At 48.4% G+C, this 17,839-nt stretch carries 13 protein-coding genes, 2 tRNA genes and 2 pseudogenes; 9 read left to right on the top strand and 8 right to left on the bottom strand.

Annotated features, from left to right (window positions below; genetic code table 11):
- The first annotated feature begins 232 nt into the window (after nucleotides 1–232).
- Together Q9J32_RS03400 and Q9J32_RS03395 are read left to right on the top strand one after the other, a co-directional pair.
- Nucleotides 233–1,015, top strand: coding sequence for a hypothetical protein (locus tag Q9J32_RS03400; protein WP_301885265.1), 783 nt, complete (start codon nucleotides 233–235; stop codon nucleotides 1,013–1,015).
- 112 nt (nucleotides 1,016–1,127) lie between these two features.
- Nucleotides 1,128–1,787 carry a phosphoesterase gene (locus Q9J32_RS03395; RefSeq protein ID WP_301885266.1) on the top strand — a complete coding sequence of 220 codons (660 nt, stop codon included), beginning with the start codon at nucleotides 1,128–1,130 and terminating at the stop codon, nucleotides 1,785–1,787.
- Nucleotides 1,788–2,691: 904 nt separating this feature from the next.
- Here the strand turns inward: Q9J32_RS03395 and Q9J32_RS03390 are convergent.
- The gene (locus Q9J32_RS03390) at nucleotides 2,692–4,611 is read right to left on the bottom strand and encodes an AAA family ATPase (protein WP_301885267.1); all 1,920 of its coding nucleotides are present in this window, start codon (nucleotides 4,609–4,611) and stop codon (nucleotides 2,692–2,694) included.
- Nucleotides 4,612–4,801: 190 nt separating this feature from the next.
- Nucleotides 4,802–4,984, bottom strand: a pseudogene (locus tag Q9J32_RS03385) (ABC transporter C-terminal domain-containing protein); the annotation flags it as partial.
- Between the two features lie 51 nt (nucleotides 4,985–5,035).
- Between Q9J32_RS03385 and Q9J32_RS03380 the strand changes: the two are divergent.
- Nucleotides 5,036–5,206, top strand: coding sequence for a hypothetical protein (locus Q9J32_RS03380; protein ID WP_301885268.1), 171 nt, complete (start codon nucleotides 5,036–5,038; stop codon nucleotides 5,204–5,206).
- Nucleotides 5,207–5,929: 723 nt separating this feature from the next.
- Nucleotides 5,930–6,853, top strand: a complete 924-nt coding sequence (locus Q9J32_RS03375) for a DMT family transporter (RefSeq protein WP_301885269.1) — start codon at nucleotides 5,930–5,932, stop codon at nucleotides 6,851–6,853.
- A gap of 64 nt (nucleotides 6,854–6,917) precedes the next feature.
- Here Q9J32_RS03375 and fumC read toward each other — a convergent pair whose 3' ends face one another.
- Together fumC and tkt are read right to left on the bottom strand one after the other, a co-directional pair.
- Complete coding sequence (fumC, locus tag Q9J32_RS03370; RefSeq protein ID WP_301885270.1) at nucleotides 6,918–8,306, bottom strand: class II fumarate hydratase; 1,389 nt, start codon at nucleotides 8,304–8,306, stop codon at nucleotides 6,918–6,920.
- Between the two features lie 148 nt (nucleotides 8,307–8,454).
- Nucleotides 8,455–10,434, bottom strand: coding sequence for a transketolase (gene tkt, locus Q9J32_RS03365; RefSeq protein WP_301885271.1), 1,980 nt, complete (start codon nucleotides 10,432–10,434; stop codon nucleotides 8,455–8,457).
- A 555-nt stretch (nucleotides 10,435–10,989) separates the two neighbouring features.
- Here tkt and ccoG point away from each other — a divergent pair.
- A complete protein-coding gene (gene ccoG, locus Q9J32_RS03360) occupies nucleotides 10,990–12,486 on the top strand; it encodes a cytochrome c oxidase accessory protein CcoG (protein WP_304675360.1) in 1,497 nt (498 codons plus the stop codon).
- A 2-nt stretch (nucleotides 12,487–12,488) separates the two neighbouring features.
- Nucleotides 12,489–13,037, top strand: a complete 549-nt coding sequence (locus tag Q9J32_RS03355; RefSeq protein WP_301885273.1) for a FixH family protein — start codon at nucleotides 12,489–12,491, stop codon at nucleotides 13,035–13,037.
- Nucleotides 13,038–13,380: 343 nt separating this feature from the next.
- Here the strand turns inward: Q9J32_RS03355 and Q9J32_RS03350 are convergent, their stop codons facing one another.
- Complete coding sequence (locus Q9J32_RS03350) at nucleotides 13,381–14,556, bottom strand: NAD(P)H-dependent flavin oxidoreductase (protein WP_301885274.1); 1,176 nt, start codon at nucleotides 14,554–14,556, stop codon at nucleotides 13,381–13,383.
- Nucleotides 14,557–14,944: 388 nt separating this feature from the next.
- On the opposite strand from Q9J32_RS03350, the gene Q9J32_RS03345 reads away from it, so the two are divergent.
- A complete protein-coding gene (locus tag Q9J32_RS03345; protein ID WP_304667542.1) occupies nucleotides 14,945–15,286 on the top strand; it encodes a hypothetical protein in 342 nt (113 codons plus the stop codon).
- 174 nt (nucleotides 15,287–15,460) lie between these two features.
- Here the strand turns inward: Q9J32_RS03345 and Q9J32_RS03340 are convergent.
- Both Q9J32_RS03340 and Q9J32_RS03335 read right to left on the bottom strand, forming a co-directional pair.
- A tRNA-Glu gene (locus Q9J32_RS03340) sits at nucleotides 15,461–15,535 on the bottom strand.
- 17 nt (nucleotides 15,536–15,552) lie between these two features.
- Nucleotides 15,553–15,629 (bottom strand) — tRNA-Arg (locus Q9J32_RS03335).
- Nucleotides 15,630–15,746: 117 nt separating this feature from the next.
- Here Q9J32_RS03335 and Q9J32_RS03330 point away from each other — a divergent pair.
- Both Q9J32_RS03330 and Q9J32_RS03325 read left to right on the top strand, forming a co-directional pair.
- A complete protein-coding gene (locus tag Q9J32_RS03330) occupies nucleotides 15,747–17,132 on the top strand; it encodes a 3'-5' exonuclease (protein ID WP_301885276.1) in 1,386 nt (461 codons plus the stop codon).
- Between the two features lie 107 nt (nucleotides 17,133–17,239).
- Nucleotides 17,240–17,398: a hypothetical protein gene (locus tag Q9J32_RS03325; protein ID WP_199901078.1), complete on the top strand. Its 159-nt coding sequence runs from the start codon at nucleotides 17,240–17,242 to the stop codon at nucleotides 17,396–17,398.
- A 57-nt stretch (nucleotides 17,399–17,455) separates the two neighbouring features.
- Here the strand turns inward: Q9J32_RS03325 and Q9J32_RS10100 are convergent.
- Nucleotides 17,456–17,675: pseudogene (locus Q9J32_RS10100) on the bottom strand (hypothetical protein).
- Between the last annotated feature and the right edge of the window lie 164 nt (nucleotides 17,676–17,839).

The raw sequence follows: 17,839 nt of genomic DNA, 5'->3' as shown, positions 1-17,839 counted from the left end.
TAAGACTGCTGCATGGTTATTAATCCCAAAGGTATTCCAAAAAATAATTGTGCAAACTAGTTATCGGAACAGGAACGTAATTGAAGTGTAACGCGAAATTTCAGGCAATCTGCATACCTCGCAATGACTGTGGCTGTCTAAACCTCGCCATTTCAGGAATGAGCCCATGCCAAACACCCACACTCATACCATCCAATCAACGCATGTCTACGACTGTACAATATCCACTTGCATGCTGGCTGATTGGACCTTCACCCGCTACCACACGCCCGGCAAATCCGAGTATGCCGTGGTGTACGGCACGGTCGCCCAAGATGGTTCGGGACGCTTTGCCGCGGGCAGCCGAATCCGCACTTCGCCCGTTACTCAATGGGCGGCACCGCTGGCCCATACACACAACTCGGTGTATTGCCTGCCTGAAGGTGCAGGCTGCTTTTGCGACCTGCCCGCAACTATGCAACCTGCCATAGACATTTTGGGTATTGACCCTGCCGAAGCGACCGTTATGCTGCGAAACGCCTTCATGCAGCCTGCACATGCCTTGCCTGAAACCGCCTGTTTCGGCGTTCCGGTGATGCGGCCGGTAGGGCAGAGAGATTTTCCGGTCATCATGGAACATCACATCGCTGCATTACCGTTCTACCCGTTTTGGCGGGACAGCAGCATCGGTTCCGCCCAAAGCCTGATAGACGGGCAAGCCACCGTTTTTCTGCATGATTGGAACGCGTTCTGCCGCCGATTTGTCCGTACCGGCAGACACCGCGGCCAAACCGGCCTCATAGGTGACAAAGTCGCAGACGGTCAATACAGCTATTTCGGCTTGCCGATTGTGTATACGCCAGAACAGGATAATGCCCCTGCCGTATCGGAAGCCGACATCGCCAAACTTCCGTTTTACACCTATTGGCTCACCACTTGCGCTTCCGATGTATACCCGTTGGCAGACGGCACGCACGTTGTGCACCTTACCGACTGGGAAGCCTTCTGCCGACGGTTGGTATTGACCGGCAGATAGGTGGGCAAAAAAGTGCAGGCTGCTTTTTATCGCCCCAACCCTGTTTCAGACGGCCTCTAAAGCAGCCTGCACCTTATTTTTCATTGTAAGATCACCCGAAACCGAGTATCCCATGTCCCAAACCTATTTCACCGCCGACTGGCACTTCTCCCATCCCAACATCGCCCGATACTGCCCGCAATTCCGCCTACAAAGCGATAACACCAACGAGCTGAACGAATACCTGATCGACTGCTGGAACCGCGTCGTTACCCCGCAAGACACTGTTTACAACCTCGGCGATGTCTGCTTTGCCAAAAATCCCGCACACATCGAAGCCGTGCTGCAACGGCTTAACGGTCAACACCATTTGATCTACGGTAACCACGACTACCTAATTCGGCAAAACGAAGCACATTTCCTCAACACACGCAAAGCCGACGGTTATCCGTTGCTCTCGTCCGCCAGCCATTACCTGCGGCTCAAACTGCCCGAAATCGGCAATACCGCGATTTTGTGCCACTATCCCTTATACGAATGGGACGGCATCCACCACGGCCTATACCACCTCTACGGCCATCTGCACGACCGCATGGCTGCCGTCAAAGGACGCGCCCTCAATGTCGGCTGGGATATGCACGGCCGTTTCCTGACCGCACAGGATATTGACAGCTTCCTGCGCGACCTCCCTGCCGTGCAGTATTTCGACGACAAGCAAAACGTTATCGTTGGTAACAGTACGGAAGATGCAGCTGCAAAAATTCGGGCGAGATTGGCGGCATTGAATGAATGAGCTTTTATTTTTAGAAATGAATTTTCAGGTAGCTTTGAATGGTGTAGGCTACCTGAAAAACAACCGGCAAAACAAAAGGACGGGTTTTCAATCCGTCCTTTCCGCATCAGCAATACCGCCAAGTGTCCTGCATAAAATGAATGATCTCGTTTAACGGTACAGGCGAAAGCGTAAACAGCTTGTCCCCTTTCTTCTGCTCCACTTCCAAAATCAACATACAGCCTTCCGACAATTTTCCCTGTCCGTCAAATTCCAATTCTTTAATTTTTACCGACCGGGTAATGCCTCTGTTCGCCAAGTTCTGCCGGTATGCCTCTTCCGAATACCCATAAAAAGGGGAAAGCAGCACGCCCAAATCATAGGATTCAGGCCGATGACAGCCTGCATTTGGATTTTGTGTGGTAAACAGAGGGCAGGTTGCAGGCTGCTTTTTGATGCTTTCAGACGACCTTTCGGCTGGTTCGAGCTACCTGAAAACGGAGCGAAGCGAGTTTCTGCGAAGCTAAAGCGTGTGCTTTAACGGAGTTAAAACGGATTTATGCTTCGCCTTCCTAGCTGCCACGCGTATCCACGCCAGTTTCTTCCGCTAGGCTTTCGATTTCGGCCATTTGTTCTGTGGTCAGTACCAGTTTGGCGGCATTGTCGATGATGTACATAATCTTTCCTTGCGTTACTGTTGATGGATGAACGTATTATAGCGGCTGGGATTTTGTTGAGTAGGCTGTAAATGGTAAAAGGGTTTTAGGGAAAGGCTAATCATCAGGATAAAAAATGTCGGGCTGGAATGCCCGACAGTGCATAGGGTGGGCATTCCAGCCTACCAAAATCGTTCTATATCGTCTGAAAGATTAGGTTTCAGATGACCTCTTTATAGGGAGCTTTAGCGTACTATCCGTACAGTATTCTAAAATAATGAATTTATTTTCTTAAATAGGTTTTCAAAACGTTCAATCGTTTCTTGACTAAAATCACCCTTCGATAAACCTAGTTTGCTTGCAGTCATTGACGGTCTGTAATGATTATATCGAGATTTTCCAATGATTTTATTTATTTGTTGAATTACTGGTTTACTAGCATCTATAACTGATGCAGCTATATCGTCATATTCATCAAAAGCTGAATTAAAGAACTTCAAATACTCTTCAATACTAAATAGATCCTCTAAATCAGCTATATTACCAACATTTCTAGAAAATTCATTGAAGAAAAGTATGCTTTTGTCTTTAATAATCTTCTGCTCAATAAGACTATTGAGCCTTGCCTTCCCTTTCTGATCAGTAAATGTATCTAATGCACAAACGATATTTAAATTTTGACCTTTTAACAAAGAAATAAAAGATGTAACTTTATCTAATCCACCAACAGGAACAATTGTTATATCGTCCCTTATACCTTGTAGACCAGATTCTTCTAATATAGAAGACATCATTGTTAAATAGATTAAATCTGACACTCCTTCAACCAATAGATTATTTTTATTAATAAAAAGATTTTGAGCTATATCATATCCAAGAGCAGCCTGTAATGGGAATAAAGTATCTGAATCTTTTTCTTCAATGGCATCTTTTATTGTTGTCCCATCTTTTGATTTATATACAGTCCTAACTCTTTCTAAACTATTATGTGGAACCATAAATGGTGAGTGTGTTGTGTATATAATTTGATATTCTTTAGATAAATCATCTAAAAAATTCAATAGATCGGATTGTGCTGCAGCATGAAGATTCAGACCTGGCTCATCTAATAATAAGATATATTGATTTGATTTATCCTCTTGAATTCTGCTAAACCAAACGATGAATGAAAAGAACCAATTAAATCCTTTACTGCGATTAGACAATGGCAGGCTAATATGATGCTTATCACTCCAAATCCGAATATTAAGATATTTTTCACTAGTATTTGGAGAGTTACGGTTTATTTTGTTTTCAATATCAAATTGAAATCTTAGTCCGGTATTATTTTTCCAGTATTTAAAAATATGTTGAGTAATTTCACTTGATGTAGCTTCAAGTTCTGCTTTAAAGTCTTCATAAGAATCTGGACTCTTTAAATCATCTAAATCAACATCAGCCAATTCTAATAATGCTTTAGCTGTTTTAGCATCCTGAGTAGTGGACTTGCTAATAGTCTCCAAATTTATTTCGGATGGTAATTCGTAATATTCATCAAAATACATAAACTTAGGCATAATTGGGTTAAGGTGTCTTTGCCAAAGGTACGCAGCCAACCAATCATCCCAATTTAAATCTGTAAAATAATTATCTTTAATATGAATTAATGTTTTAGAAAATTTTTCTTTCTCAGAGGCATCTTCTTCTGATCTATGTCCATCAATAGCATCAAGAATTTCTTCTTTACTTGTTAATGTTTTAAGAATATCTAAATTTTTAGAGTTTAAATTATATTTATTACCAATAAACTCTAGAAATTTATTTGTATCAACTTCTGGATGTGTAACCGTTATGCGATTGTCATACTTAGTAGTAACAGTAAACTCCCATTTGCTAACAACACCACACCCTAAATATTTTTCAATCTCACTGATTTCTTCTTGTTCCAGTAGGTAAGTGCAAGAAATAGCTTTTCCAATTTCACCGGATTTGTCGTATTTCTTTTTTTCTTTTCTTGGATAATCATGCGTTGGATTAAATTCAAAATCACTATCATCAGAAAAGTAATTTGTTTTTGCGATTGCTTCTAAGATTGCTGTTTTTCCAGATTCATTTTTTCCGACAATAATTGTAATGTCATCATCAATGGGGAATGATTGTTGTTGATCGTAAGATTTATATTTGTAAATAGTAACATTAGTAAGTTTCATTTTATGCTCCTATAAAAGTTGTTAATTGTATCAATGTGGTCATTTTAAAAATATATTTCAAGTTGATATCGGAAAAATTTTACCCCTTACAACAGCATATTCATCATCCACCCCTTGCCCCCGATAATCCGCCATTGAAATACGCTTTCAGGCAGCCTTCCACCCCCCATCAGGCTACCTGAAACCCAAATCACCCCCCGTTCTGCTTCCCTTCCAGCATTTCCCACCGCTCCAATTTCTCCAGCAGCAGCGTTTCGATTTCTTCCGCGCGCGCTTGCAGGCTGCCGGCTTTTTCGTAGTCTTTAAAGATTTCGGGGTCGGAAAGTTGCGTGTTCAGCTCGGTCTGTTCGGCTTCCAGCGCGGCGATTACATCTCGGCAGACAACCCACATTGGGCATCACAGCGTCGGAGTAAGCGCATCCATATGGCGCAAGCTTTCACCGACTGTGTCAACCGCCACGGCGGCGAAGCCAGCGTTGTGTGCTTGCCTGAAATCGGCATATGCGGCAACAGCTATTTCGCCTTTGCCGAAGCGAATAACGTGGAAATCGCTGATGTGTTGGAAAACTGGTTGGCAGAAAAAGGATTGAAATAAGAGCAAATAAAGGGCTGGCTCTTGAAAGCAATTCATACAAATCCTGCACTAATTTTGTAAAATATAGGGCTATTATTATTCAATTGCGGGTACTATTTTTACGTATTTCAAATAATTATGTTGCTTTTAATTTATAATACATTGGAACTATTTTAATTTTATTTTTACAGTTTCTATTATATAGAAACAACCGTTCTGAATTTTACGGCAGCACATCCTCGCGGAGGGAAATCATAAAGGACGGAGAAACCTTAAACCTTACGGGGCAGGGTTTCTCTTTTTTGCATTTGTGCCGGCTTGTTGCCGCCCCCTGCGTTGGGCGGAACGTTGCGATTGCGCCGTTCGGGCGTTTTGAGGCAGTGATGCCTGCCGCAGGCCCCCGCTGTTTTCAGACGGTATAGTGGATTAACAAAAATCAGGACAAGGCGACGAAGCCGCAGACAGTACAAATAGTACGGAACCGATTCACTTGGTGCTTCAGCACCTTAGAGAATCGCTCTCTTTGAGCTAAGGCGAGGCAACGCCGTACTGGTTTTTGTTAATCCACTATATTTTAAAATTCAGGCGGTGTTTCCAAATAGCGCGAAGCAATAGCCGGGCTTCAGCCGGTTTGTTTGAAATCAAAAGGTTGGAATTCAACGCCAAACGCTTGAACCATCATTGCCCGATGCGGCAAACCGGCATCGTCCGGCAATACGGTTGTTTAAAAATGGGGAAATCAGGATGGAAAACCAAAGGCCGCTCCTAGGCTTCGCGTTGGCACTTTTGGCGGCGATGACGTGGGGGACGCTGCCGATTGCCGTGCGGCAGGTATTGAAGTTTGTCGATGCGCCGACGCTGGTGTGGGTGCGTTTTACCGTGGCGGCGGCGGTATTGTTTGTTTTGCTGGCATTGGGCGGGCGGCTGCCGAAGCGGCGGGATTTTTCTTGGCGGTCATTCAGGCTGCTGCTGCTCGGCGTGGCGGGTATTTCGGCAAACTTTGTGCTGATTGCCCAAGGGCTGCATTATATTTCGCCGACTACGACGCAGGTTTTGTGGCAGATTTCGCCGTTTACGATGATTGTTGTCGGCGTATTGCTGTTTAAAGACCAGATGACTGCCGCGCAGAAAATCGGTTTGGTTTTGCTGCTTGTCGGTTTGCTTATGTTTTTTAACGACAAATTCGGCGAATTGTCGGGTTTGGGCGCGTATGCGAAGGGCGTGTTGCTGTGCGCGGCAGGCAGTATGGCCTGGGTGTGTTATGCCGTGGCGCAAAAGCTGCTGTCGGCGCAATTCGGGCCGCAACAGATTCTGCTGTTGATTTATGCGGCAAGTGCCGCCGTGTTCCTGCCGTTTGCCGAACCGGCACACATCGGAAGTTTGGACGGTACGTTGGCATGGGTTTGTTTTGTGTATTGCTGCTTGAATACGTTAATCGGTTACGGCTCGTTCGGCGAGGCGTTGAAATATTGGGAGGCTTCCAAAGTCAGCGTGGTAACAACCTTGCTCCCCGTGTTTACCGTAATATTTTCTTTGCTCGGGCATTATGTGATGCCTGATACTTTTGCCGCGCCGGATATGAACGGTTTGGGTTATGCAGGCGCACTGGTCGTGGTCGGGGGCGCGGTTACGGCGGCGGTGGGGGACAGGCTGTTCAAACGCCGCTAGTTTGCAGGCAACGGAAAATGCCGTCTGAACAAGGTTTCAGACGGCATTTTATTTGAGGGAAAGATTAGCGCGGATGAACCATATCGGCGGGGACGACCAGCTCGTCAAACTCTTCGCCTGTCAGCAAGCCCAACTCAACGGCGGTTTCGCGCAACGATTTATCGTTTTTATAGGCGGTTTTGGCGACTTTGGCGGCGTTTTCGTAACCGATTTTGCGGTTTAACGCAGTAACCAGCATCAGGGAATGGTGCAGGAAATAGTCGATTTTTTCCGGTACGGGTTCGATGCCGACGGCGCAGTTTTCGTTGAAGCTATTGCACGCATCGCCCAACAGGCGGATGGATTGCAAGAGGTTGTAGGCAATAACGGGCATATAGACGTTCAGCTCGAAATTGCCCGACGCGCCCGCCATGCCGATGGTAACGTCGTTGCCGAACACTTGGCAGCACACCATGGTCATCGCCTCGCATTGGGTCGGGTTGACTTTGCCCGGCATGATGGACGAACCCGGCTCGTTTTCGGGGATTTTGATTTCGCCCAAACCGCAGCGCGGACCGCTTGCCAACCAGCGGATGTCGTTGGCGATTTTGTTCAGGCTTGCCGCCAGCGTTTTCAATGCGCCCGAAGCGGCAACGGCGGCATCGCGTCCGCTCAAGGCTTCAAATTTGTTCGGCGCGCTGACAAACGGCAGGCCGGACAGTTTGGCGAGTTTGGCGGCGGCTTTTTCGGCGTATTCGGGATGGCTGTTCAAACCTGTGCCGACTGCTGTGCCGCCCAAGGCGAGTTCGTACAAACCTTTAAGCGCGTCGTTTAGACGGCCTAAGCCGTGGTCGAGCTGGGAAACGTAGCCGGAAAACTCTTGTCCCAAAGTCAGCGGCGTCGCGTCCTGCAAGTGGGTGCGGCCGATTTTGACGATGGGGGCGAAGGCTTGGGCTTTTTTGTCCAAGGTGTCGCGCAAGGCTTTTACCGCCGGAATAAGGTGGCGGTTGATTTCAATCGCGGCGGCGACGTGGATGGCGGTCGGGAACGCATCATTGGTCGATTGCGCGTGGTTCACATGGTCATTGGGATGGACGGGCTGATACGCCGCCAAACCCGTACCGGCGATTTCGTTGGCGCGGTTCGCCAGCACTTCGTTCATATTCATATTGGACTGCGTACCGGAACCGGTCTGCCAAACCACTAAAGGAAACTGCCCGTCGAGCTTGCCATTCAACACATCATCTGCCGCCTGCGTAATCAAATCCGCCTGTTCGGGCTTAATCCTGCCGAGGGAAACATTGGTCGCGGCAGCGGCTTTTTTTACCAACGCCAAAGCATGAATCAACGGCTGCGGCAGGGTTTCGCCGCCGATTTTGAAATTGTTGCGGCTGCGCTGGGTCTGCGCGCCCCAATAGGCTTCGGACGGGACTTCGACATTGCCCATGGTGTCGTGCTCGGTACGGGTGCTCATGCGTTTCTCCTTTTGAAATGTAAATAAGAGTGATTCGCAAATATTATAATGGAGATTGGTGGGATGAGAAAGCATCATGGCAGCGAGAATATAAAAATGCCGTCTGAAGCCCTAATTGGTTTCAGACGGCATTTGTTCAGGTGTGGGGTTACAGCACTGATTTCACAGTATCAACCACATTGTCCACGGTAAAGCCGAATTCTTTGAACAGCAGATCGGCAGGGGCGGATTCGCCGAAGCGGTTGATGCCGACGACTGCGCCGTTCAGACCGACGTATTTGTACCAACCGTCGGCGTGTCCGGCTTCTACGGCAATGCGCGGCAGACCTTCGGGCAGGACGGCGGCTTTATAGGCGGCGTCTTGGCGGTCGAAGACGTTGGTGGACGGCATGGAAACGACGCGTACAGCGATGTTTTGCGCGGCGAGGGCTTTTTGCGCTTCCAGAGCCAACTCAACTTCAGAACCGGTGGCAATGATGACGGCTTGGGCGTTGCCTTGGGCTTCGCTGATAACGTAGCCGCCGCGTTTGATATCGTTCAGTTGTTGCTCATCACGCGTTTGGAATTTCAGGTTTTGACGGCTGAAAATCAGGCAGGACGGGTGATCGGCGGCTTTTACCGCTTCCGCCCATGCCACCAGCGATTCGGCGGTGTCGCACGGACGCCATACGTCCATGTTCGGAATCAGGCGCAGGGTGGCGGTTTGCTCGACGGGTTGGTGGGTCGGGCCGTCTTCGCCGAGACCGATGGAATCGTGGGTGAAGACGAAGACGGGGTTGATTTTCATCAGTGCTGCCATGCGCAGGGCGTTGCGTTCGTATTCGCTGAACATCAGGAAAGTCGCGCCGAATGGTTTTACGCCGCCGTGCAATACCAAGCCGTTCATAATCGCGCCCATACTGAACTCGCGCACGCCGTAGTGGATGTAGTTGCCGCCTTTGTCGCGGGTAACGGAAACGCTGTTTGACCAGTCGGTCAGGTTGGACGGGGTCAGGTCGGCAGAACCGCCCACCAGTTCGGGCAGCTCTTTTGCCAAGATTTCGATGCTGTTTTGGCTGGCTTTGCGGGTGGCGACGGTTTCCGCTTTGGCGCACACTTCTTTCAATGCCGTCTGAACGTACTCGTCAAAGTTTTCCGGCAGTTTTTTATCCATACGGCGCACAAATTCTGCGGCTTCGGCGGGATATTTGGCTTGATATTGCGCGAACAGTTTGTCCCATTCCGCTTCCAGTTTCGCGCCTTTTCCTTTGGCATTCCACGCATCGTAAATTTCTTGCGGGATTTCAAACGCAGGATATGCCCAACCCAAATGTTTGCGCGTGGCTTCGATTTCGTCCGCACCCAAAGGTGCGCCGTGGGTTTTGTGGCTGCCTTCTTTGTTGGCGCTGCCTTTCCCGATTAAGGTTTTGCAGCAGATGATGGACGGTTTACCGGTTTCGGCGCGGGCGGCTTCGATAGCGGCTTGAATGGCGGCGGTGTCATGACCGTTTACGTTGGGAACGACGTGCCAGCCGTAGCTTTCAAAGCGTTGCGGGATGTTTTCGGTAAACCAGCCGTCCACTTTGCCGTCGATGGAAATATTGTTGTCATCATATAAAACAATCAGTTTTCCCAAGCCCAAAGTGCCGGCGAGCGAACAGGCTTCGTGCGATACGCCTTCCATCAGGCAGCCGTCACCCATGAAGACGTAGGTGTAGTGATCGACGATGTTTAAACTGTCTTTATTGAATTCGGCGGCAAGGATTTTTTCCGCCAATGCCATACCCACCGCGTTGGCAATCCCTTGTCCCAACGGGCCGGTCGTGGTTTCCACGCCGTCGGTGTAGCCGTATTCGGGGTGTCCGGGGGTTTTGCTGTGCAGTTGGCGGAAGTTTTTCAAGTCTTCGATGGATACGTTGTAACCGGTCAGGTGCAGCAGGCTGTACAACAGCATAGACGCGTGGCCGTTGGAGAGGACGAAGCGGTCGCGGTTGTAGAATTTGGGGTTAGCGGGGTTGTGATTGAGGAATTTCGTCCACAATGTTTCCGCCATTTCCGCCATACCCATAGGCGCGCCTGGGTGGCCGGAATTGGCTTTTTGAACGGCATCGGCCGAGAGGAAGCGGATTGCGTTTGCCAGTTGAGACATTTTGTATTTTCCTTGCTGGTGTTTCGGATAAGTGGATGGTCAGACGGCGTTGATTATCGCCCGATTCGTATATGCTTTCAAGAAAAGGAGGGGCAGGCGGTACGGCTGTGCCGGAAGGATATATGCTCCGGGTATCGGGATATTGGTTTCAGCTTGGATGTGAAAGGTGTTTCTATACTTTTGAAAACAAAGTGTTACAAATTATTTATTAAATAAATAGTGTTTGTTTATGATGGGGTATCGACGTTTTTTGCAGTCATTTGCCTATTTATTTCTTACCCGTTGTTTTTTAATTATATTCAAATAAGGAAGTTTTCAGCATATATGGCTTTGTCCGTGAAGGGGAGGTGCATTTGGGGCGGTATTGTTCGGATATTTATCTTTTTGCGTATCAATAAGTGCATAAAGTTGTACAATAGCAAGAGTGTATTTTGAGAAAAATATATTTTCTGAAAATATCAAAACGTAAAGACATCAAAAAAAGCAAAATGCCGTCTGAAAAGAAAACAGTAGCCACGACGGACAAACCATTAATCAAAAATCAAGGAACGTAGCATGACCACGGAAAATCAAGCCGGTAATCCGGAACCCGAGCACAGCCCGTCCGAAAAAACAAAAGCCGCACCGAAAGCGAAAAAAACATTCGATCCGCGTGCCAGCGTGATTCAAATCCATCCCGAAGGCGAACGCATCCATCCCAAAAAGGCGGAAGGGCGGTTCGCCAAATTGCGTATCGCCGCAGTGTTGGCAACGCAGTTTGTGTTTTATGTGATTCCGTGGTTCAACTGGAGCGGCAGGCAGGCCGTCGTTTTCAATATCCCCGAACGGCATTTCTTCATTTTCGGATTGTCGTTGGGGATGGGCGATTTGATTTACCTTGCCCTGCTGCTGATGATTTGCGCCTTCGGGCTGTTTTGGTGGACGACGATTGCAGGGCGACTGTGGTGCGGCTATTCCTGCCCGCAAACGGTTTATACCGAAATTATGCTGTGGATTGACAACCTGGTCGAAGGCGATAGAAACAAACGGCTGAAACTGGAAAAATCGCCGTGGAATTTCACCAAAATCCGCATCAAAGCCACCAAATACCTGTTGATTTTCCTTGTCTGCGCGTGGACGGGCATCACGTTTGCAGGCTGGTTTGTCCCTATCCGCCAGTTCGTTCCCGATTTATTCACCGGAGCAGCAGGTAGCGGCGCGGTGTTTGCCGCAGCGTTTTACGGCTTTATGACCTTCTTCTTCGCCCATATTATGCGCGAAAAAGTATGCCTGCATATGTGTCCGTATGCACGTTTCCAAAGCGCGATGTTCGACAAGGACACGCTGATTGTTTCTTATGACGCGGAACGCGGCGAACCGCGCGGAGCCCGCAAGAAAACGGTCAACAAGGAAGAGGCGGGTTTGGGCGACTGCATCAACTGTGCGATGTGCGTCCAAGTCTGCCCTGTCGGCATCGACATCCGCAACGGTCTGCAATACCAATGTATCGGCTGCGCCGCCTGTATCGACGCGTGTGATGAGATTATGGACAAAATGGGCTATCCGCGCGGATTAATCCGTTATACGACCGAAAGCGCGCTGGAACACGAATATTCTGAAAAAGACATTAAAAAACGGCTGCTCAGACCGCGCGTGGCAGGTTACGGCGCGGTGTTGGCAGTGGTTATCGCCGCCTTTTTGGTCGGTTTGTCCACGCGCAAAATGGTCGAAGTCGATATTTTGAAAGACCGTGGCGTAATGGTGCGCGAAAACGCCAAAGGCTGGCTGGAAAACGCATACAGCCTGCGTATCATCAACAACAGCGAAAAAGAACAGTTGGTTAGCGCAAGTATCAAAGGCTTTGACGAAATCGCCCTGACCGGGCTGCCCGAAGGCGGTATCAAGGTTGCCCCGCGCGAAACGGTAACCCTTCCCGTCCAAGTATCCACCATTCCGGAATACGCGGACAAAGGCAGTCATCCTATCGAGTTTATCTTCCAATGCCGGGAAAGCGGTGCATCAGACGGCAAGCCGGTTGTTTTGGAAGAAGACGCAACCTTTATCGGAGAATAACCGTGTCTCAAAACACTCCAATCAAGCCTTGGTACAAACACGTCTGGCCGTGGGTCTTGATGGCGGGGCCGATTTTTGTCGTCATCGCCAGCGTCGCCATGTTTTTTGTCGCACAGCAGCACGCGACAGATTTGGTTACGGACGATTATTATAAGGACGGCAAGCATATCGACATCCAGCTTCATCGGGATGAAGAAGCCGTTAGACGGCATATCGGGGTACAGGTCCTCATTTCCCCCGATATGAATGCGGCAAAGGTGTTCGTCAGCGGCGAATTTGACGGCAAACAGCCTTTGAACCTGCTGCTGATGCACCCGACCCGCAAGGCGGACGATCAAACCGTAAGCCTCAAGCCCGTCGGCAGAGTGCAGAACGGCAGGGCGGAATATGAGGCGGTGTTCAAAACCCTTCCGCCGACCAACCACTGGTATGTGCGCGTGGAGGACGCGGCAGGCGTGTGGCGCGTCGAGAACAAATGGATTACCAGCCAGGGCAATGCGGTCGATCTGACCCCGATGGACAAACTTTTCAATAATGCCGGAAGAAAATAAAAAAGCCGTGTTTTAAGATTGCATTGGTTTGTTATATGCAATGTCGGGCAGGCATTGTTTGATTATTCGGCGTGATGGTCTGATTTGTCGGACGAAAATAAATGTATCTCATCTCGTTTATTTTTTAACACCATTCCGAAACGCAGCCTGAAAAATGCCGTCTGAAGGGCTTCAGACGGCATTTGTGTTGTATGCCTGACACAATGCGGAAGGCGTTTTGTTCACATAAAAACGTTTTTATTTCTCTCCGTTTTTTCGACACCATTCCGAAACACAACCTGAAAAATGCCGTCTGAAAGGCTTTCAGACGGCATTTTGTTTGCAAATCAGATCCTACCTGATGTCAGCGTCCGAGCGTTGCAACAGGTTCGCTCCCCGTCAGCAGATATTGTATCGTCTCACGGACGGTGCGTATGGCATTACCGAAGGGCAGCGGGTCTTTACCTCTGAAGAACAGGCCTTTATCTACTTCTCCACGGAATGCGGCAGCAAGCTGGATATCAATACAGAATTGCCCTGCTTTGGCAAGCCCGTCGCGCAGACCGCAGCTGGTCAGGCAGTTTAAACCTTGGGTACAGCGGCGCAGGTCGGCTTTGGCGTTTGCCTGAAGTTTGCCTTCGCGCCTGATATAGCTGTCTAGGAATTTGGTGCGGACACCGCGTGCCGGCAAACCGGCAACAGACATAAATTCGACGACTTTTTCAGTTTCCGCACCGGCAAGCGTTTTCTTGAAGTTAAGGTGTGCATCTCCTTCTTCGGTAACGGCAAAAGCGGTACCGATTTGAACGGCGGAGGCTCCCCAGTTCTTTAGGGCAGTTTTGACTTTTTCAAAATTTGCCATGCCTCCCGCAAGAATAAGCGGGATTTTTTCGCTTTCCAGCCCTAAACTTTTGAAAACTTCAAACGTTTCCTCAATCACGCGTTTAAAGTCGAATTTAGCGTCGTTTACGCCTTCAACGGTTGATGCACCCAAATGTCCGGCCGCATGGGCAGGATGTTCGACTACAATCGCATCGGGCAATATGCCTTTTTTCATCCAACGTTTCAAGACGATATTAATACCGCGCGATTCGGATAGAATCGGAAGCAGGGCAACATCTTTATGATAGCCCTCGGTCATTTCCGGCAGGTCTAAAGGCAGGCCGGCACCCATCACGACTGCATCCGCCCCTGATTCGCAAGCCTGGCGGACATACGCGGCATGGTCTTTGACCGCCTTCATCACGTTGACCGCAATCAGACCTTTCCCCTCTGAAGCACTTTTGGCTTTTTGGATTTCCCTGTCTAATGCGGTACAGTTCAAAGACGTATATTTCTCTTCGCTCGGATTGATTTGGGATTCGGCGAGCAGGTCTTCGTGAAGGTGGCGTAAATCTACACTGGCAATCGTTCCGATACCGTTTTCACGCGCCACCGCGCTGGATAAACCTGATGCGGAAACACCGACCCCCATACCGCCCTGTACGATGGGAATAAGGGATTTTCCACGAATAATCAAAGGGTCAAAAATATTCTGCATCAGTTTCTCCGTATATACGAATCAGTCAGGCTCATGAAAAATGGCCCTAACTGTTTTAGAACCATTGCTCAAATTTGGTATTATACTCTAAATATCGCGGCGGTAAACAAGAAAGCAGCCGGAGCTTCGGGCATATTCTGTTACGCCTGTTTCAATCGGGAGAGAAAATATTAAATTTGATGATGGCATAAAAAAGCCAGTCAGTTGCTGTCAAAGGGGATTGTTAAGAAAAGTAATGCCACGTTGATGGGGTGCAATATATCAGGTGTTTCAATCGGGTAAAATGTTGGACGGACACCGCATCCGGTTATGGGATATCGGTTTGCACGGCAAAGGTTTGAATATGATTCGATTACGTCTGAGATTCTGATGAAGGGGGTAGGTAAAGATGATGATAGAATATACAAGTATAAAAGATATCGTTGAATATGGATTAGATGCTATTTCTGATAAGGAAAAAATAACAATGAACCTGAAAGACTTTCTATACATTAGACGAGTTTTAGAGGAATATATGCGTTATCTACATAATCCTGATCATTATCCCGATATAGAAGCAATTCAAAATTTTTTAGGTGATGCTTCTTCGGGAGGCGGATTTGAATGTTTAAGCACAGCTATTTATAACAAAGTATATAAAGTTGATTTGCCGGCGAAGATTGAGAAAATGATTGATGATGGTTTATTTGAATACCCTCTATATCCCAGTTACTATAAGAAAAATGAATAAGCAATAATTGGATAGTATTGAAATTGTAGAAAATATAAATTTATGTGAATACGTAAATTCGAAGTTGTAGGAAAGGATAAAAAGTGAAAATAGTGCTTGTTAAATTTTAACTATGGTAACGAGTTGCCGAGGCAATAAAAAATCCCCGAGAGATAATCTCGGGGATTTGGAATTTGGCACGCCCACGGGGAATCGAACCCCGGTTACCGCCGTGAAAGGGCGATGTCCTAACCGCTAGACGATGGGCGCATATTGTATTTTCTTACTGGCGCACCCGGAGCGATTCGAACGCCCGACCCTCTGGTTCGTAGCCAGATACTCTATCCAACTGAGCTACGGGTGCGCTGCAAGAAAGATTTGAATTTTAGGGTAATCATCGGATTCTGTCAATTGTTTTGTTGGATGAAATGCCTTAAAAGTGTAAAATATCGGTTTGTTGTTTGAATTTAAAGAGAATAAAATGATTGTTGCTTCTCGCTGGCCCTTGCTGGAAAAGGTATTTTTACGGTTTGGAATGCCTGTTGCCGTGGTTGATTTGGAATCGACGGGCGGCAATCTGTATGAAGACAGGGTAACTGAAGTGGCTTTGGTCAAGTTTGAGCAGGGAAGGGTGGTGAGGCATGAGTGGCTGGTTAATCCTCAAAAACCTATTCCGCAGTTTGTGGCGGAGCTGACGGGTATTTCAGACGGCATGGTTACCGACGCTCCCGTGTTTGCTGAAATTGCCGATGAGGTGTTTTCGGTATTGAAGGGGTGCGTGTTGATTGCACATAACAGCCGTTTCGACTATACGTTTCTAAAGCATGAGTTTCATCGTGCGGGTATCGGATTCTCATCGCCTGCTTTGTGCAGTGTGCAGCTGTCCCGGTGTCTGTATCCTCAATTTTACAAGCACAGCCTGGACACTATCATCGAAAGGTTGGGGATTGTTGTGGAAGACAGGCATCGTGCGATGGCGGATGTGTCGGCATTGTGTGATTATTTGGAATACAGCCTGTCGGAACATGGGGTTGAGGCATGGATCAGGCAGTGTTTCCGTTTGATGAATCCGAAACCGCTGCCTGCCGCGCTGCCCGAACGGTTGAGGGAACAGTTGTACGGTTTGCCTGACGGTATGGGGGTGCTGGCTTGTTTAGACGGCGGAGGGAAAGTAAATTACATCGGTACGTTTGAACGGGTATATAGCGAGGTTTCGGCTTTATTGGATTCCGGGAAAGCCCCGTTTGATTGGTGCAATACGGAGGAGGTTCGGTTTTTTCCCGCATTGGGCAGGCTGCATGCACATAAGGTTAAAGCGGAATTGGTCGGGCATTATGGGGCGGATTGTTACGTATCTGCCAAAAATCTGCTGAAAACATTTACGACGGTCAGGTTTGAAAAAGGTTCAGACGGCATGTTGAATGCGAAAACAGCGGCTTTGAAAAACGGTGTGACGGATAATCCACCTACCGGATTATTTGCCAATAAAAAGGCGGCGAGACGGGCTTTGTCGTCGTGGGCGGAAACATACGGATTGTGTCCTGCCGCAGCCGGTATCCTGCCGGACGGTTATGCAGAGGATGAGCCTTGTCCCGTATATGTTTCAGGCCGATGCGATAAGGCGTGCGGCCGTTCCGACGAACAGGTTTTGGCGTTTGCACACAAGTTGCCTGTTTTGGATTGGGGAAAAATGCATGAGGTGAAAATTACCGAAACCGATCCTTTAACGGGGGAAAAAGTTGTTCTGCATGGAATGGGCGGCGCATTGGAAATGGATGACGGGCTTTGGTATTTCGATAAAGATTTACCGGATGCGTTTAAGGCGAAGTTTAAAACGGACAGGAAAAATATTAAGGAAATCGGTTAAATCGATACCGGTTGGTGAAAGCCGGTAAGTATGTAAATAGCCGTTCGTATTGATTGCCTAATCGGTTTGTGCAGGTGTGCTGCCGTTTGCAGATAATGTACCCGAAAATGCCGTCTGAAGGCTTCAGACGGCATCTTTGCCGACGCGATTTTCGTGCCGTGTCGGTTTGCCCGTCCGTCCCGAGGCATCGGACGGGCAGGGCGGGTTCGTTTTGGTGTGGCGGCTGGGTCGGGGCAGGCGGCGTGGGTCTTGGTTGCGGTTTTTAGGTTTGGGGTCGGTAAAAAATGCTGCACCCTACGGGCAGGCTTCGCACTCTGAAGGCTTCAGACGGCATTTGTTTTTTCTATCCAATCGAGGAACTGCCGCCATTTTTCCAGAGGCATATCGGCCCGCCGCGTTTCGGTATCGGGTTCGGCTTCATAGTGGCAGGTTTCGGTAAGGACGGCGGCAAATCGGGCTTTGTCTGCCGGTTTGCCGTCGAAAAAAATAAAATCGTAAAGGGTGATGCCGTTTTCGGAATGGCGGTAATGCCCGCCCGGGCATTCGCCGTCTGCCTGCCTGTGGATTGTGGCAATCAGACGGGGATGGCGGCAATGGGTAATGAAACGGCTTGCCCCGTCTTGCCCGATAATCCATTCGGGGCAGCGGTTGAATAGTGCGGCTCTGTTCATTTTGTTGAGGGATAAAGCCCCTCGCGGGGCTTGTGG

Origin of the sequence: Neisseria uirgultaei, from assembly GCF_962719845.1 — a bacterium.
In the GTDB taxonomy this organism is placed as follows: Bacteria; Pseudomonadota; Gammaproteobacteria; order Burkholderiales; family Neisseriaceae; genus Neisseria; species Neisseria bergeri.
Note: the sequence above shows the minus strand (reverse complement) of the source record. Positions and strands in the feature narration are given on the sequence as shown.

Bases quoted from the DNA above. Each gene is read 5' to 3' on its own strand.
- Q9J32_RS03380 (WP_301885268.1), top strand. From the start codon at position 5,036: ATGGCGCAAGCTTTCACCGACTGTGTCAACCGCCACGGCGGCGAAGCC.
- tkt (WP_301885271.1), bottom strand. From the start codon at position 10,434: ATGTCTCAACTGGCAAACGCAATCCGCTTCCTCTCGGCCGATGCCGTT.
- Q9J32_RS03400 (WP_301885265.1), top strand. From the start codon at position 233: ATGCTGGCTGATTGGACCTTCACCCGCTACCACACGCCCGGCAAATCC.
- fumC (WP_301885270.1), bottom strand. From the start codon at position 8,306: ATGAGCACCCGTACCGAGCACGACACCATGGGCAATGTCGAAGTCCCG.
- Q9J32_RS03350 (WP_301885274.1), bottom strand. From the start codon at position 14,556: ATGCAGAATATTTTTGACCCTTTGATTATTCGTGGAAAATCCCTTATT.
- Q9J32_RS03390 (WP_301885267.1), bottom strand. From the start codon at position 4,611: ATGAAACTTACTAATGTTACTATTTACAAATATAAATCTTACGATCAA.
- ccoG (WP_304675360.1), top strand. From the start codon at position 10,990: ATGACCACGGAAAATCAAGCCGGTAATCCGGAACCCGAGCACAGCCCG.
- Q9J32_RS03330 (WP_301885276.1), top strand. From the start codon at position 15,747: ATGATTGTTGCTTCTCGCTGGCCCTTGCTGGAAAAGGTATTTTTACGG.
- Q9J32_RS03325 (WP_199901078.1), top strand. From the start codon at position 17,240: ATGCCGTCTGAAGGCTTCAGACGGCATCTTTGCCGACGCGATTTTCGT.
- Q9J32_RS03375 (WP_301885269.1), top strand. From the start codon at position 5,930: ATGGAAAACCAAAGGCCGCTCCTAGGCTTCGCGTTGGCACTTTTGGCG.
- Q9J32_RS03395 (WP_301885266.1), top strand. From the start codon at position 1,128: ATGTCCCAAACCTATTTCACCGCCGACTGGCACTTCTCCCATCCCAAC.
- Q9J32_RS03345 (WP_304667542.1), top strand. From the start codon at position 14,945: ATGATGATAGAATATACAAGTATAAAAGATATCGTTGAATATGGATTA.